Origin of the sequence: Arachidicoccus rhizosphaerae (genome assembly GCF_900107765.1) — a bacterium.
Taxonomy (GTDB): Bacteria; Bacteroidota; Bacteroidia; order Chitinophagales; family Chitinophagaceae; genus Arachidicoccus; species Arachidicoccus rhizosphaerae.
The window spans coordinates 15,587-31,233 of sequence record NZ_FNQY01000005.1; the positions used below are offsets into that span (position 1 = coordinate 15,587).

Annotated in this window: 10 protein-coding genes; 3 read left to right on the plus strand and 7 right to left on the minus strand. The window is 42.3% G+C overall.

The window, feature by feature from the left end:
- Nucleotides 1–21: 21 nt before the first annotated feature.
- The gene (locus BLU80_RS05675) at nt 22–1,023 is read right to left on the minus strand and encodes a fumarylacetoacetate hydrolase family protein (protein ID WP_091394825.1); all 1,002 of its coding nucleotides are present in this window, start codon (nt 1,021–1,023) and stop codon (nt 22–24) included.
- Nucleotides 1,024–1,589: 566 nt separating this feature from the next.
- Between BLU80_RS05675 and BLU80_RS05680 the strand changes: the two genes are divergently transcribed.
- Nucleotides 1,590–2,750, plus strand: a complete 1,161-nt coding sequence (locus BLU80_RS05680; protein ID WP_091394829.1) for a homogentisate 1,2-dioxygenase — start codon at nt 1,590–1,592, stop codon at nt 2,748–2,750.
- A gap of 55 nt (nt 2,751–2,805) precedes the next feature.
- Complete coding sequence (gene hppD, locus BLU80_RS05685; RefSeq protein WP_091394832.1) at nt 2,806–3,966, plus strand: 4-hydroxyphenylpyruvate dioxygenase; 1,161 nt, start codon at nt 2,806–2,808, stop codon at nt 3,964–3,966.
- A gap of 117 nt (nt 3,967–4,083) precedes the next feature.
- On the opposite strand, the gene BLU80_RS05690 is transcribed toward hppD, so the two are convergent.
- From BLU80_RS05690 to BLU80_RS05705, 4 genes are all read right to left on the minus strand, one after another.
- Nucleotides 4,084–7,233 carry an efflux RND transporter permease subunit gene (locus BLU80_RS05690; RefSeq protein WP_091394834.1) on the minus strand — a complete coding sequence of 1,050 codons (3,150 nt, stop codon included), beginning with the start codon at nt 7,231–7,233 and terminating at the stop codon, nt 4,084–4,086.
- Nucleotides 7,234–7,293: 60 nt separating this feature from the next.
- Nucleotides 7,294–8,454, minus strand: coding sequence for an efflux RND transporter periplasmic adaptor subunit (locus BLU80_RS05695; RefSeq protein ID WP_091394837.1), 1,161 nt, complete (start codon nt 8,452–8,454; stop codon nt 7,294–7,296).
- A gap of 33 nt (nt 8,455–8,487) precedes the next feature.
- Nucleotides 8,488–9,798, minus strand: a complete 1,311-nt coding sequence (locus BLU80_RS05700; RefSeq protein WP_091394840.1) for a TolC family protein — start codon at nt 9,796–9,798, stop codon at nt 8,488–8,490.
- 564 nt (nt 9,799–10,362) lie between these two features.
- Nucleotides 10,363–12,726, minus strand: coding sequence for a S9 family peptidase (locus BLU80_RS05705; RefSeq protein ID WP_244518758.1), 2,364 nt, complete (start codon nt 12,724–12,726; stop codon nt 10,363–10,365).
- A gap of 428 nt (nt 12,727–13,154) precedes the next feature.
- On the opposite strand from BLU80_RS05705, the gene BLU80_RS05710 reads away from it, so the two are divergent.
- Nucleotides 13,155–14,189, plus strand: a complete 1,035-nt coding sequence (locus BLU80_RS05710) for a WaaS/CpsH family glycosyltransferase (protein ID WP_091394843.1) — start codon at nt 13,155–13,157, stop codon at nt 14,187–14,189.
- On the opposite strand, the gene BLU80_RS05715 is transcribed toward BLU80_RS05710, so the two are convergent.
- Complete coding sequence (locus BLU80_RS05715) at nt 14,186–15,052, minus strand: sulfotransferase (protein ID WP_091394846.1); 867 nt, start codon at nt 15,050–15,052, stop codon at nt 14,186–14,188. The two genes, BLU80_RS05710 and BLU80_RS05715, sit on opposite strands and share 4 nt — an antisense overlap.
- Nucleotides 15,042–15,581: an adenylyl-sulfate kinase gene (gene cysC / locus BLU80_RS05720; protein ID WP_091394848.1), complete on the minus strand. Its 540-nt coding sequence runs from the start codon at nt 15,579–15,581 to the stop codon at nt 15,042–15,044. Before cysC ends, BLU80_RS05715 begins: the two co-directional genes overlap by 11 nt.
- Nucleotides 15,582–15,647 lie beyond the last annotated feature (66 nt).

A 15,647-nucleotide genomic window follows, 5' to 3' on the forward strand; every position in this document is an offset into this window, starting at 1 on the left:
ATTGATTATCAAAGAGAGTGACTACATTTTCTTTAAGGCAATTAAAGAAAAATCTCCGCCTTCACTATCGGCTTCCATTACGTTATGCAGTTTACCAAGACCGGTAATTTCCAGTTCCACCTGATCTTTGGGTTGCAGCCACTGAACCGGATAATCACTGTTTTGTAATAACCCTGTTCCGTTGAGTTCCAAAAAACACCCTGTTCCAACCGTCCCTGAACCGATGACATCTCCGGGTAATATGTCCGCTCCATACGCACATCTTTCGATAATTTCAGCAAAGGTCCAGTCCATATCCTTGACATTACCTTCTGAGACCTGGATGCCGTTGACCTTACAAGTCATGGCAAGATCATAGGTCTTTCCGGTATGTCCTTTCCTAGTCGGGGTTAAATAGCTTTCTAATTCATCGGGAGTGACCAGCCAGGGACCGATTGCCGTCGCAAAATCCTTTCCCTTTGCAGGTCCTAAATTCAGCTTCATTTCCTCCATTTGTAAAGTACGGGCGCTCAGGTCATTCATTATGGTAAAACCAGCTATATAATCATCTGCTTCACTGGCAGTAATATTTCGTCCCTTTTTCCCGATGACTGCGGCTATTTCCAGTTCAAAATCAAGTTTCAGAAAATGATCAGGCATTAATCTTACCGCTCCCGGTCCGACAATCGCATTATGATTGGTAAAATAAAAAATCGGATACTGATCAAATTCGGCGATCATGTCAACTTTTCGGTTTCTTCTGGCCGTGACTACATGTTGTCTGAATGCATAACCATCCCTGCAAGAGGTGGGATGCGGGACAGGGGCCATTAATTCATAAAAAACTTCTTCTTTAAAAGATTGTCCTTCCTCCAGTTTTTTTTGTACCTCTTTGGCCCTGTTCATTAAAGGCGCCTCCCCCATTAAAAATGCCGCCATATTATCCGGGATTTGTTTATCGCAGCTATTTAAATTATAAATATGGCCTTTATAATAAATCCCTAAGTGCTCATTGCCTTCTGTTTTATAGGAGACTAATTTCATATGTATCTTTTTATACGTTTAACAGTTGATAATTAATTGAAGCAACTCCTTGTTGCCGACCGTGTACAAAGCGAAGCTAGTAAAAATTACCACAAAAACTAACAAATGTTATAAAAGTTCTTTAAATTCGCTCCCCGAATGCAGCCTGTTTATAAATATGCTGTAACTTAGAGATATGAACAGACATGTATCGGTTATTCTGTCCATTTTTTTAGATGCAATTAGACATACAACATATCATCAAGGCGTTTAGCTCTCTGGAGTTCAGAGCCCTCTTCCAGCATCAGCTGGTTGCAAAACTGGTTTTTGCTCAATACTAATCTAATAGTTGGTCATCCCCTTTCGGTCATTTTTCCTGATTTCCCACAAAATATTTGAACGTTAAATACAGGCATTCACTCAAATGCCAGGTGTTACAACAAATAAGAATTTATCAGCCGTAAAACAGGTACTGATTCATTCAGCTTATTTGAACGTCTGGAAATCAAAAAGTAAAGCAAGGCATTGACCTGTAGAGCTTCGGCATCTATCTTATTCACTTTTACAAGTCCATTAAATTATTAACCATGCCTTATTACCACCAAGCAGGCAAGATTCCGCCAAAAAGACATACCCAGTTCCGCAAACCGGATGGGAGCCTATTTGCGGAAGAGCTCGTTTCAACAGAAGGGTTTTCCAGTGTATATTCCCTGGTTTACCATACCCATCCGCCAACCTTAGTCAAAAAACTGGGAGAAGCCTATGACATTAGTCCTAAAATTGCCAGGGCCCGTCATTTAAAACATACCAGTCTGAAAGGGTTTAATATAAAACCTGAAAAAGACTATATGGACAGCAGAAAGCCGGTTCTGGTCAATGAAGATTTACAGATTATACTGGCAGCTCCTGAAAATTCCATGGAAGACTATTTTTTCAAAAACAGCCAGGCAGATGAACTCATCTTTGTACATCGCGGTACGGGTAAACTTAAAACAGGTTACGGAGATATTTCCTTCGGATACGGCGATTACCTCGTCATACCCAGGGGGACCATTTATCAGATGCATTTTGACACGGCGGATAACCGGCTGTTCATCATAGAAAGCTTCAGCCCCCTTCATATACCGGGCAAATATCTGAACAAAGCAGGGCAATTAATGGAACATGCCCCTTATTGTGAAAGAGATATCCGCATCCCTGAAAATCTGACGACTAATGACCAAACCGGTGACTTTAAAATCCTCATTAAAAAACAAGGTTTGATCTATCCTTATATTTACGGCACACATCCCTTTGATTATATCGGATGGGACGGTTGCCATTATCCCTGGGCCTTTTCCATTCATGACTTTGAGCCTATTACCGGAAGATTACATCAGCCACCACCTGTTCATCAAACCTTTGAAGGCCACAACTTTGTCGTCTGCTCCTTTGTGCCGAGAAAATATGACTATCATCCATTATCCATTCCGGCACCCTACAACCATTCTAACGTAGACAGCGACGAGGTACTCTATTATGTTGACGGAGACTTTATGAGTCGCAAGAGCGTTGAAAAAGGACAAATCACGCTGCATCCGGGGGGTATTCCACATGGACCTCACCCAGGTACCGTGGAAAAATCCATTGGCAAAGAAAGTACCGAAGAACTAGCCGTCATGATTGACCCGTTTCGTCCCTTGCAACTAACCGAATATGCGATTGATATTGAGGACCCGGACTATTATAAAAGCTGGCAGTCCGAATAATCAAATTATAGAAGCTTCTAAAAAATACTGATCACATCTAACTATTAATTATAAAATGACTAGTACAGACACAAAAACAACGAAACCTGAGGCCAAGACCTTTCAGGAGAAAATCGCCCAGGCAGACAACTTTTTGCCCATCAACGGCACTGATTATATTGAGTTTTATGTGGGCAACGCCAAACAGACAGCCCATTATTATCAGACCGCTTTTGGTTTTCAACCCGTGGCTTATAGCGGGCCCGAAACAGGGGTTCGGGAGTATGCTTCTTATGTTTTACAGCAAGGAAAAATCAGGCTGGTGCTGACCACGGCCTTACATTCTGATTCGGAAATAGCTGAGCATGTCAAAAAACATGGTGACGGAGTCAAAATCCTTGCACTGTGGGTAGATGATGCCAGGTCCGCATTTGAACAGACGATAAAACGAGGCGCAAAACCATATTTACCTCCCGAGAAATTAACGGACAAAGAGGGAGAAGTCTGGCGCTCCGGTATTTATACTTATGGCGAAACCGTCCATATGTTTATTGAGCGGAAAAACTATCAGGGTGCCTTTCTGCCCGGATATGTCAAATGGTCGCCGGCTTACAGACCGGAGCCAGTAGGCCTTCTCTATGTAGACCACTGCGTAGGTAATGTCGGCTGGAACCGGATGCTGCCTACCGTAAAATGGTATGAGGATGTCATGGGTTTTGTCAATATCCTTTCTTTTGACGACAAGCAGATCAATACAGAATATTCTGCCCTGATGAGCAAGGTGATGAGTAACGGGAACGGCTATGCTAAATTTCCGATCAACGAGCCTGCAGAAGGACCCAGGAAATCTCAGATCGAAGAATACCTCGAATTTTATGAAGGGGAAGGCGTACAACATATAGCAGTAGCTACACATGATATCGTATCCACCGTCCGTGCCCTGCAGGCCAGGGGCGTGGAGTTTCTACAGGCACCTCCGGCCGCCTATTATGAGGACCTGACTGCAAGAGTGGGTGAAATCCAGGAAGACATCGCTCCTTTACAGCAACTTGGCATACTGGTCGATAGCGATGAAGAAGGTTATCTGCTGCAAATTTTCACCAAACCTGTTGAGGATCGTCCGACTTTGTTTTTTGAAATTATTCAGCGCAGAGGAGCACAGAGTTTTGGTGCAGGTAATTTCAAGGCACTATTTGAGGCCATAGAAAAAGAGCAGGCCAAAAGAGGGAATCTCTAAAAAAACAACCTTAATTGAAAATCCCCAGCTAAAATCAACCAGAAGTTGAATTAGCCGGGGATTTTATCTTCACCTTAAAACCATGCTTATTTTATGTTTGCTGCCGCAGTTTAACTGTTATTCGCGCAAATCCACTTTTATCTTTTTGCGTTTGGCAAGTTTGGCGATCAGCACAAACCATACTGGCACAATAAATATCGCCAGTGAGGTGGCGGCCACCATTCCTCCCATTACGGTCCAGCCTATCGTCTGTCTGGAAACAGATGCCGCACCGGTGGCAAAGGCCAAAGGCATTACCCCGAGTATAAAAGCCAGCGATGTCATCAGAATCGGTCTTAAACGAATCTGCACCGCGTGCAGGGTCGCCTCTACAATATCTCTTCCTTGCTGAACCCCCTCATTCGCAAATTCTACAATCAGGATCGCGTTTTTGGCCGCGAGTCCGATCAGGGTGATCATACCAATCTGAGCATAAATATTATTAGTCAGATTCGGTAAAAAATGCAGGGTCAACATAGAGCCGAATAAACCTACCGGTACGGCAAAGAGTACGGCAAACGGAACGCTCCAGCTTTCATAGAGTGCCGCCAGGAACAGGAATACGAATATAATGGAAGCTGAGAATACAAGAGCCGTACTTTGTCCGGCTTTGATTTCCTCTCTTGACATACCCGAGAATTCGTATCCATAACCTTCAGGCAGTACTTTATCCGCAACTTCTTTCAGTGCATCAATCGCCTGACCACTACTGTAACCTGGTTTTGGTGCCCCTGAAATCTCAATTGAACGATAGATATTGAAGTGGGAGATAACCGCAGGTTGTTCAATTGTCTGTACAGAATCAATTAAAGAACCTAAAGGAATCATATTACCTACTGCATTTCTTACATAATAATCATTCAAGCTGGACGGTGTCGCTCTGAATGAACTGTCAGCCTGGGCCACGACCCTGAAGTTACGGCCATAAAGGTTGAAGTCATTAATATAACTACTACCCAGAAGCGTTGACATCGTGCTATATACATCCGACACCTGAACACCCAATTTTCTGGCTTTATCTCTGTTCACATTGATCTGATAAGCCGGCGTCTTCGTATTAAAGAAGGTATAAGCCATGGCGATTTCCGGACGTTGGAACAGGGCGCCGATGAACTGTTGGGCCACTTTCTCAAATTGCTGGATATTATCTGTGCTACCACGTTGTTGCAGCTCAAATGTGAAACCGGCAGTTGCACCCAGACCTGGGATTGCAGGGGGGCCGATGGCCATTACGCTTGCTTCTTTAAACCCGGCACATTTTTGCTGAATTTCAGCCAACACACCATTTAAGCGATCTCTTTCACTGGTACGTTCATCCCAGGGTTTCAGCCCCACAAACAAGGTACCGGAGTTAGATTTGAAAGAGAAGTTGGCAATATTTAACCCTGCAAGTCCACCGACAACATCAACAGCCGGTACACTCTGAACAGAGTCCATGATCTGTTTAATCATCTCAATACTTCTGGTAGTTGAAGTACCTTCCGGCATCTGATAGGTTACGTATAAACGACCTTCATCTTCCTGTGGAATAAACCCGGTAGGCTTCGTCTTGAACAGGAAAATAAGTGCTACTACCAGAACCACCAATAATCCAATAACCAAAGGTGTTTTCCGAATCCAATTACCGACTGCTCTGGTATAGGCAAGGCTTAGCTTTTCAAACCAGCGGTTAAACGCGGCAAAGAATTTATTAATACCTCTTGGGTTTTCAGATTTTTCCTTGTGCGGACGCAACAGCATTGAACAAAGAGCAGGTGTCAGAGACAGCGCCACAAAGGCAGAGATAATCACTGAAACCGCAATGGTGATCGCGAATTGCTGGTACAGCTGACCGGAGATACCCGGGACAAAGCTAACGGGCACGAATACCGCAGCCAGAATAAGGGCTATCGCCACAACTGGTCCGGAGATATCGTTCATGGCTTTTTTCGTGGCTTCCTTCGGTGATATTTTCTCACTATCTATATAGTGCTGTACCGCTTCCACGACCACAATGGCATCATCCACCACAATCCCGATGGCCAGTACAAAAGCGAAAAGGGTCAGCGTATTAATTGTAAATCCAAGCGGTATAAAGAATATAAAAGTACCAATGAGGGAAACCGGAATCGCCAGCAAAGGAATAATCGTTGCCCTGATGTTTTGCAGGAATAAGAATACCACCAGTACCACCAGAATCAATGCTTCAACAAAGGTGTGCAACACTTCATTAATAGACACTTTTACCACGGTAGCAGTTTCATTAGGTACTGCAAAATCCACATCCTTAGGGAAGGATTTTTTCATGGTTGCCAGTGTCTTCATGATTCCATCATAGGTTTCCAGCACATTCGCGCCGGGGGCCTGATAGATCAGCATAAATGCTGCTTTATGACCATTTACAAACGGGTTCTTACTGTAATCAAAGTGCCCGAGTTCCACATTGGCCACTTCACCCAGTCTTACCAGTGAACCGGTGCTGGGATCCGCTCTCACAATGATATCCTTGAACTGTTCTACCGTATTCAGACGGCTGTTTGTCAGTACAGAATATTCAAATGCCTGATCCTGTGGCTGTGGATTACCGCCTATGGTACCGGCTGCAACCTGCAGATTCTGTCCGCTGATCGCTGCAGTTACATCATCTGGCGTCAGATTCAGTGCAGCCAGTTTATTCGGGTTTAACCAAATACGCATACTAAAGTCATCCCCTACTGCAAACACATCCCCTACCCCGGGTACACGTAAAATCGCATCCTTCAGGTAAATATTGGCATAGTTACCTAAAAACTCCGAATTATGCGACCCTTGTGGTGAATATAGCGCAAGTACCATCATCATATCCGGATTACGCTTTTTGGTCGTAAGTCCGATACGCTTAACGGCATCCGGCAGGGTTGGTTCGGCCACACTCACACGGTTTTGAACGTCAAGAGTGGCAATATCAATATCGGTTCCAATTTCAAAGTTTACTGTTATACTGGCCTGTCCGCTACTGGTACTGTTACTGGTCATATAAGTCATCCCAGGCGTACCATTTACCTGCGTTTCAATGGCCGTTGTGGTCGTCTGCTCAATCGTTTCCGCATCGGCACCGGTAAAGGTTCCGGATATTGACACCGTAGGCGGTGTAATACTTGGATATTGCGCAACAGGTAAGACAAATATCGAAATCAGCCCCACCAGCACGATCACAATGGATATTACAATCGCTGTGACCGGCCTTTTTATAAAAGTATCTGCTATCATTACTAATTTTTTTCTGCTCTAATTAAAATTTGGCTGTTGTATTAAAAGACTAGATACCGGCTATTTTGCTGCAGCCTGACCACCGGCAGCTCCGGCAGCTTTAGGTGCACCAACCTGCACTTTGGCCCCTTCAGACAGTTTTTGTTGCCCTTCTGTAACAATTACCTGACCAGCTGTCAGACCATCGGTAACAATGATATTGTCTCCTATTGGCTGACCCAGCTGAATCTTATTTTGTGTAACGGTACCACTGTCCGTTAAACGGTACACGTAATATTCCCCTAACTGTTCAACAATTGCTTTATGTGGAATCAGTAAAGAAGCTGAACCATTATCGGTTTTGACTTTCACGGCAGTAGTCATCCCGGCTTTCAGCATCCCTTTATCATTATTAAAAGATAAACGAACCTTGACAGTACCTGTCTGTGGATCCACTGCCCTGTCAATCAAATCAATGGTACCATATCCTGGATAGCTGTCTGCTCCGAAGGCTAAAGAAAAAATCTGATTTTTAACAGCAGTTCCCTGATTTTTCATTTTTTCAAAACTGTAAATCTGGTCTTGTGGCACATTAAAGTCTACCGCCATTGGGTTATCCGTGGATATCTGGTTTAAAACCGTATTACCGGCAACCACAGAAGTTCCCACCCGTACGCCGGAGATACCTATGGTCCCGCTAAAGGGAGCATAAATCGTCGTAAATTTAGCATTGGCGCCTACTGCATTCAGGTTGGCTTTAGCGGCCGCCACTTGTTTTTCTGCAGTCGCCAGTGCAGCGTCCGCATAATCGACCTGCTGTTTGGCGATGGCGTCCTGCTCATCTAACTGATGATATCTGGCTGCATCTTTCTGGGCTTTCACCAGTGCGGCTTTCTGAACTTCCAGTTCCGCTTTGGCATTCTGGACATTTGCATTATAAATTTGGGCATCAATGGTATATAATTTCTGTCCCTGAGAGACATGCTGACCGTCTTTAAAATAGATTCCGGTAACATAACCGCTTACCTGTGACAATATGGTCACTTCTTTTAATGCAGTAACGGTACCTGGATATTGTACATAATAAACAGCGGCTCCCGTCTGAACGGTATCCACACCAACGGCTACTGCAGGGGCTGCACCCTGGCCAGCCATAGCGGCTTGTTTATTGGAAGATTTACAGGAAACCGCCAGTGTCAGTATGGCTGTACCGGCAATGATGGAGAGTTTTGTAAAAGACATCTTATGATGGGTTTAATAGTTTTAGAATGGAAATTAATATTTGATCTGACCTAATGCCTGCTCAACATCGAGCTTATCACTTAATAACTGGTATAATGCATTAGAATAATTTACCTGCGCACTACGTAAATCCGTTTCTGCCGTGATAACATCCAGATAGATTTTCACACCTGCTTTATATTGTAATGTAATGGTGTTATATACTTCTTTGGCCAGGTCCACGTTTTCCTTTAATGCCAGATAGGTACTTAAATCGCTTTTATATACAGCCATCGCTGAAGTCAGTTGCGTATTGGCCGAGTTCAGAAAATTCTCCTTATTGAGTTTCACTAAATCAATCTGCAGATTTGCCTGCCGGATATTTTCTTTTCTTTTGCCTCCCTGAAAGATAGGCACCCCTAACTGTAGCCCGAAATATGAATTGGGATAATTGGTATTATACAATTTACCAAAATCCTGATTCATATAACTCAGGTTGTAATTAGCAAAAGCAGAAAGCGTAGGAATAAAGCTCCATTTTTCGTACTTCAGGTTAGCGAATTGTAACTGCTGCTGCGTTTCCAGTTGTTGATACTCTATACGGTTTTTAAAATCTACCGTTTGCGTCGTATCAATCATCGCTAAATTTTCAAGTTCAGCACTGTCGGTATGTAAGCTTAATTGCTGATCGGCCGGATAGCCCATTAATTCCTTTAAGTTAGCATATTTGGCTTTTAAAAGTTCTGAAGAACTTTTGCGTTGAGCAACTGCATTATTTAAAGAAATAGTTGCTCTTTTATAGTCGATATTATCAACAATGCCTCCTTTATACTGATTGGTAGCATCTCTGAGACTGGTTTTCAGACGAATAATATCTTCATCCAGCACCTGGATCTGCTTTTCCGTTAATAATACATCATAAAAGGCCTTGCTTACATTCACGGCTACATCAATTTTAGTAGCTTCAATGTCCTGTTCAGCGCTTTTTTTCACAATGCCCTTTGTTGAGGAAGCTAATAGGGCATCTCTGTTAAAGATATTCTGGGTCAGACCAAACTGAACACCGGAATTGTTTCTCACCCCGGATTTGGTGGCTGAACCATTGAAAAGCGCAGTGGGCAATTGGAAATAATGCTGATACGAGGCATCCATGGAGATCTGAGGGTACCAATCCGCTAATTTACCCCTAATCTGGCTATTTGTAATCTCCTGATTAACATAGGACTGTTTGAGCAGTGGGTAATGTTCCATTGCATATTGAACACAACTTTCCACAGTAGCGCTATCAAGTGTGGCGGGCTGCTGTGCCTTTAGTTGCGTACTGAGCCCTGCCAGCAAACCTAAAAAACAAATGTATTTTCTCATTTATAAAAATTTCTGTTGCAAACACTGTTTATTACCTATCTGTAAAAACCGGAAAACGGATGAAATCCTTAAAATGCAAACCTACCTACATCGACTTACTCAAAATTAAGTTATTTGCACTGGTTTTTACCTCATAAATCCCCTTTGTTTAATGCTTTATCCCAATAAACGTTTAAACAACGTTTTTAGGAAAGGCAAAAGTAGTTTATCCCTCGAAAAAAATCAAACAACTGTTTAATTTTTGAATTACAAAAGCAGATTTTAACATATAATAGGCAAGTTTCAGGCTCCTAAGAAATGAATTTAAACACTTGCATATCAGTATTTTATATTTTTCTTAAATCCCTCTGGCTTCGGTAAATATTTCGGTAAACGGCGAAAGGAAAATGGCCAAAATTCAGAATTCCGCCTTCCGAAAATGACATTTCAGGCAACTTTCAGACAGAATTTCTCGAATTTGCCGAGTAGTATAAACGATAAAGGTCTGCTCTAGGTTAAGCAGACCTTTATCTCAATAATATATTATTTTTCAAGTATTTATAAAATACTTATTTCCGCTGTTAATTATAATCTCGGATCCCGCTGATAATGGATGTTAAATTCTTTGGGCGGCGTCTTTCCCAGCAGATTTTTTACAAAATAATCCCAGCGACGACGCATCATATACGTACTATATTCTCCGTATCCATGCCGGCTGTTAGGGAAAACAATCAGGTCAAAGTCTTTGCCCGCTTTTTCAAGCGCTTCCACCACCAGCAGGGTATTGGAAGGCGGCACATTATCATCTGCCAGACCATGTACCAATAGAAGCTTTCCTTTTAATTGTCCTGCATATAATTCATTGGCCTGGGCGGCATAATCTGAATGTTGTACCAGTCCATTATAGCGTTCTCCCCAATCGGCCTCATAGTTTCTGTTATCGTGGTTGCCAGATTCTGCAATCCCCACCTTAAAGAAATCCGGATACTTAAACATGGCAGCTGCAGTGGCAAATCCTCCGCCGGAGTGGCCCCAGATACCGACTTTATTGGTATCAATATATGGACGTTCTGCCGCAAGCTGCCGGATGGCAGCTATCTGGTCCGGCAATGTATTGGTTGCCATATGACCGTAGCTCATATCATGGAACTGCTTGGTTCTGTTCGGATTGCTGGATCCCTCCAGCTGCAATACTATAAACCCGAGTTCTGCCAGGGATTGATTATCATTTCTGGAAGCGGTAAATGACCAGCCTCCTACACTTCCTCCCTGCGGACCGGGATAGATATAATCAATAATAGGATATTTTTTATTGGGATCCAGATGTGTTGGCAGATACAAAAGACCATACAAATCGGTTTTACCGTCGGCAGCCTTTACTGTTATCGGAGTAATGGGTTTCCAGCCTACCGCTTTTAAGCGTTCCACTCCGGCAGTTTCTAATTTAACTGTCTTTTTCCCGTCCAGAGACCTGAGTAAAGTTACAGGAGGTATATTGGGCTGGGAATAGGCATCTACATAATATTTTTCATCAGGGCTAAAGTAAATAGAATGATTGCCCACTTCCGGCGTTAAAATCTTAAAATCCTTGCCATCCATACCTACCGTACAAAGCTGGGCAAAATATGGATTCTCTTTTTGAAGGCCGACGGCCATAAAATACAGCTTCCGGTTTTTCCTGTCTACCTTTTTCAGATCGGTTACAATGTAGTTACCCGCTGTAATGGTATTTTTCAGCGCACCTGTTTTGGCATCATACAAATACAAATGTCCATAGTTATCTCTTTCGGAAAACCAGATAATTTCACCTGTTCCGCTTAAGTATCGCCAGTTAATCGCATCCCAGCCGGACTCAAACTGGGTAGGGACCGTTTCCTGGAAAATTTCCCGTACCGCTCCCGTGGAGGCATCTGCCATTCTGACCTTTTCGATTTTATGATCTCTGGAAGTGGAGACAAAGGCCAATTTGCTGCCATCTTCACTCCACTCAATATCATTCATCCTGCCATCGTTGCTGATATTATCACTTAAAGTGGATCTTCTGGGGTCGGCCGGAACATCCAGCATCACCACCTTGGGTTGATCTACATACACGACACATCGGTGAATTTTAAAAATAGCCGTATCTCCTGGCAGTTCATACTTCCATGCTTCCAGTTTCGGTGCTCCGACATTTGTGGAAACCAGGTACATATCATGGACATTTCTCTGGTCTTGTTTATAAGTTGCTACTTTTTTAGAATCCGGCGACCAGGTAACGACTGCTCTGTCACTATGGACCCAGCCGGCATTGTCCGTACTATACCCAAAATCTTTGATACCATCTGTGGTCAGCTGCGTTTCTTTACCATCCACCAGGCTTCTGACCCATAGATTATAATCCCTGATAAAAACCTCTTTGGCTTTATCAGGAGAGATAACCCCAGGTTCTTTTTGCAGAGGGCCATGCCTGCGATCTGTTTTTATTCCATCCGCCTGGACACCAGCTGAGAGTGCTTTTTTATTGATATCGTAATTCCACATCTGCCCTTTATAAGCAAATTCGATTGATTTCAGATCATCCGAGAATTGTATGGTCTTAAGCGGCAGCCTGTCCGCATTCATATTATCTCCCGTCTTAGCAGTTAACTGGCTGGCCAGATTCCCGGCATCAAAAGCCGGGCTTCGGCTGCCTTTTTGCGCATCCACGATCACAAATTCGCTTCCTTTATCTGTTAAAATACGGTACCAGAACTGATGGGTTCCTCTTATCCAATTGGGCCGGACATCCGACCGGTCCACATATTGATTAAGATTATATCCCAGAAACTGTTCTGCCCTCTGGTAATCTTCTACAGTCAATACCTGGTTTTCAGCACCGGCTGTTTGTTCATTTACCTGAGCATGCACAACAGAGCCATTGATTGCTACGCCGCTTAAAATCAGCATAGCCAGTATCGGTTTTAGCATATGATAATTGTTATTACTTGATTTAGTGCCGCTAAGTTAGTTAAAAAACATAGCCTTCCAAGTCAAAAACTACTACTCGTTATTATGCATTCGTTTGCGTTAAAATTTCAAATGGACGAACATGGAATGGACCGGTACAAAACCTGTTCATTTAATACATTGAAAATCAAAACTAATAATCACCAGTTTTTTCAGCAATCTGCAATCTGTTCCCTGTCCAAGAAATGCATGTTCAAACTTGGGATTTTCTTGCATAATTTATGACTGCATCTATCCTATCTGACTCCTTATTTCCTTACATTTGAGTTATAGATCTTGCAGCCATTGATTGTCTTGTGGGAGTAGATGTTTAATTAATTTCAATTGTCTGAATTTAAACAATACTAAACAGTCAGGATTGGCCCCGAGACCGAGCGTAAATAATAAATATGAATAAAAAAATAATATTGGGATTGCCTGCGATATTCGGTTTGGGACATTTAATAAAAGAGAATTTACAGTATCTGGGGTTTGAAGTGATCGATATCAGTTTTGATTATCGTCATTTTAAATATAAGAATATATTTGATAGACTTACCAACCTTTTTTACAAAACTATTTTAAAAGATAAATCCTATAAGGATAAGCTTCGTTTTGCAGCTTATCAGCAAACAATAAAGGAAAATTTAGACGCCGTTACAGGCAGGGTTGATTATGCATTTATTATCAGGCCGGATACTTATGCGGAAGAAATCTTACAATTAATCAAAGGCAAAACGGACAAACTTATCGGTTACCAATGGGACGGCATACAACGGTTTCCCTGGATTGAGAATTTCATTCCTCTCTTTGACCGTTTTTTTGTTTTTGATCCTGAGGATACGCAATTTGCGAATTTACAACTGCCTTATCTAGGTAATTTCTACTTTACACTGCCCAGATTGATTCAAAACCCTGCACCTAGCCAAAACCTAGCTTATTTTGTGGGCACCTACAGCAAGGAACGCATTGAAATCCTGTCCCAACTGCATTCCCTTTTAAGTAAAACAAGGTTACAGATCAGCATGCATATGTATTCAAGAAAAAAAAGAACGCTCCCTGCCGATCAGCAATTCATTGATTTAACGACCCGTACCCTTAGCTATGAACAGAATATAGAAACCGTTAAAAATGCCTTCTTATTAATCGACATCACAGTGGACTGCCATAAGGGATTATCTCTTCGTTTTTTTGAAGCGCTCTGCTTTGACAAAAAACTAATCACGAACAACCCTGATGTACAATATTATGAATTCTACCATCCGGATAATATTTTTATTTATGGAAAAGATGAATTAAGCCAGTTCGAATCATTTATTCGTAAGCCTTATCACACCATTGACCATAACATTAAACAAAAGTACAGTTTTGACAACTGGATCCGTTACGCCCTGGATATACATCCGCATATACCTATCGCCCTGCCCCTAATGACAAATGATTAAGGCTGGTCTTGGGTTAATTTGCTGAATACCGGCACATAACCTTGCAACCAGCTCTGTAATGCTGCGGCTTCATCAATCAACCCTTTGTTTTTTATAAATGGTTCCAGATTTAGCACCTTGCTCTGAAGTTTCTTTTTAAACAACTGCTGATAAGGTAAATACTGTAAAGCGTCCAAGCCCCACTTATCCTTCATTGAATCAAATATTTCCTTGCTGTGATGCATTAGAGACGCCTGATCCACCACCATAAACTGCCCTTCAGGGAGGGTCTGGATTAATTTTTTAACCTGCTGATTATATAGCAGCCAGGTCTTCAAAAAATGTTCGGCCCATTTTTTTTGTAACAGGTTCATCCGTCTTTTCTGTTTGAACCGGACCCAGATCCATTTATGGATACCCTTTTTTGCCGCATATTTATTTTCTGTCCGTTTATAAATTCTGGAAATTAAGGAACCGGCAACGGTCATATAATCTCTGATAACAATCAGATACACGGCTCCCGGTAATATTTTCTGATATTCATCTAAAAACAGACAGGTCCTGGGTTCTTTCCACCCCCATAATGCCTGACCGGCATTCTTATGTTTTATAATTTCCAGGATCTGCGCTCTCTCCTTTTCACTAAAGGATTTTGGCATGGAGGTTACCAGGCCATTAAAATGGAGTCCGCCACGGGTGAGTACCTGCTTATGAAAATCCAAAAAGTCCTCATCTTCATAATGACCTTCCTTATTGCCTACGCTTGCGCCCAGCAACCGCGTACCTACATGTAATCCACATTTATGAAGCCATTGGGCCAATAAAGAAGTCCCGGACCGGTGCATGCCGGTAATCACTATTGCCTGGCTTTGATTATTGCCCATTCAATTCTTTTTGTTGTAAGATAAATTCCAATAATTCCTCAGAGGATTCCTTGATGCTGTTTAAATCAGTATGTAAATGCAGATCCGGATTCAGCGGCTTTTCAAACGTGTCACCTACTCCCGTCAGATTAGGTAATTTATCAGGATCTCCGTCCGGCAAAAAAGCTCTTTTATACAATCCTTTTGTATCTCTATGCATTAAAACCTGCAAGGGACAATCCACAAATACGGTTTTAATCCGTCCCGGATATAGTTTTTTTAGTCCCTGACGTACCTCTCTGTAGGGATGAATCGCACTGATAATTGCAACCATTCCCTTTTTTGAACATTCAGCAGCTACTTTGGTAAGGCGACGAAGATTTTCAAAACGATCCTCTTTTGAAAATCCTAAGTCTTTGCAAAGTGTTTTTCGGTATTTATCTCCGTCAATTACTTCTACCGCTATCCCTTTTTTTTCTGCCAAACGCTTAACCGCCAGGGCAAGTGTCGTTTTTCCTGCCCCGGATAATCCGCAAAATTGAATAATCATATAGTTCCCATTTGTTCTTCACTAATATAAATGTATAACAGGTTTAAAACAAATTATATTCCAAAA

Bases quoted from the DNA above. Each gene is read 5' to 3' on its own strand.
- BLU80_RS05675 (WP_091394825.1), bottom strand. From the start codon at position 1,023: ATGAAATTAGTCTCCTATAAAACAGAAGGCAATGAGCACTTAGGGATT.
- BLU80_RS05680 (WP_091394829.1), top strand. From the start codon at position 1,590: ATGCCTTATTACCACCAAGCAGGCAAGATTCCGCCAAAAAGACATACC.
- hppD (WP_091394832.1), top strand. From the start codon at position 2,806: ATGACTAGTACAGACACAAAAACAACGAAACCTGAGGCCAAGACCTTT.
- BLU80_RS05690 (WP_091394834.1), bottom strand. From the start codon at position 7,233: ATGATAGCAGATACTTTTATAAAAAGGCCGGTCACAGCGATTGTAATA.
- BLU80_RS05695 (WP_091394837.1), bottom strand. From the start codon at position 8,454: ATGTCTTTTACAAAACTCTCCATCATTGCCGGTACAGCCATACTGACA.
- BLU80_RS05700 (WP_091394840.1), bottom strand. From the start codon at position 9,798: ATGAGAAAATACATTTGTTTTTTAGGTTTGCTGGCAGGGCTCAGTACG.
- BLU80_RS05705 (WP_244518758.1), bottom strand. From the start codon at position 12,726: ATGCTAAAACCGATACTGGCTATGCTGATTTTAAGCGGCGTAGCAATC.
- BLU80_RS05710 (WP_091394843.1), top strand. From the start codon at position 13,155: ATGAATAAAAAAATAATATTGGGATTGCCTGCGATATTCGGTTTGGGA.
- BLU80_RS05715 (WP_091394846.1), bottom strand. From the start codon at position 15,052: ATGGGCAATAATCAAAGCCAGGCAATAGTGATTACCGGCATGCACCGG.
- cysC (WP_091394848.1), bottom strand. From the start codon at position 15,581: ATGATTATTCAATTTTGCGGATTATCCGGGGCAGGAAAAACGACACTT.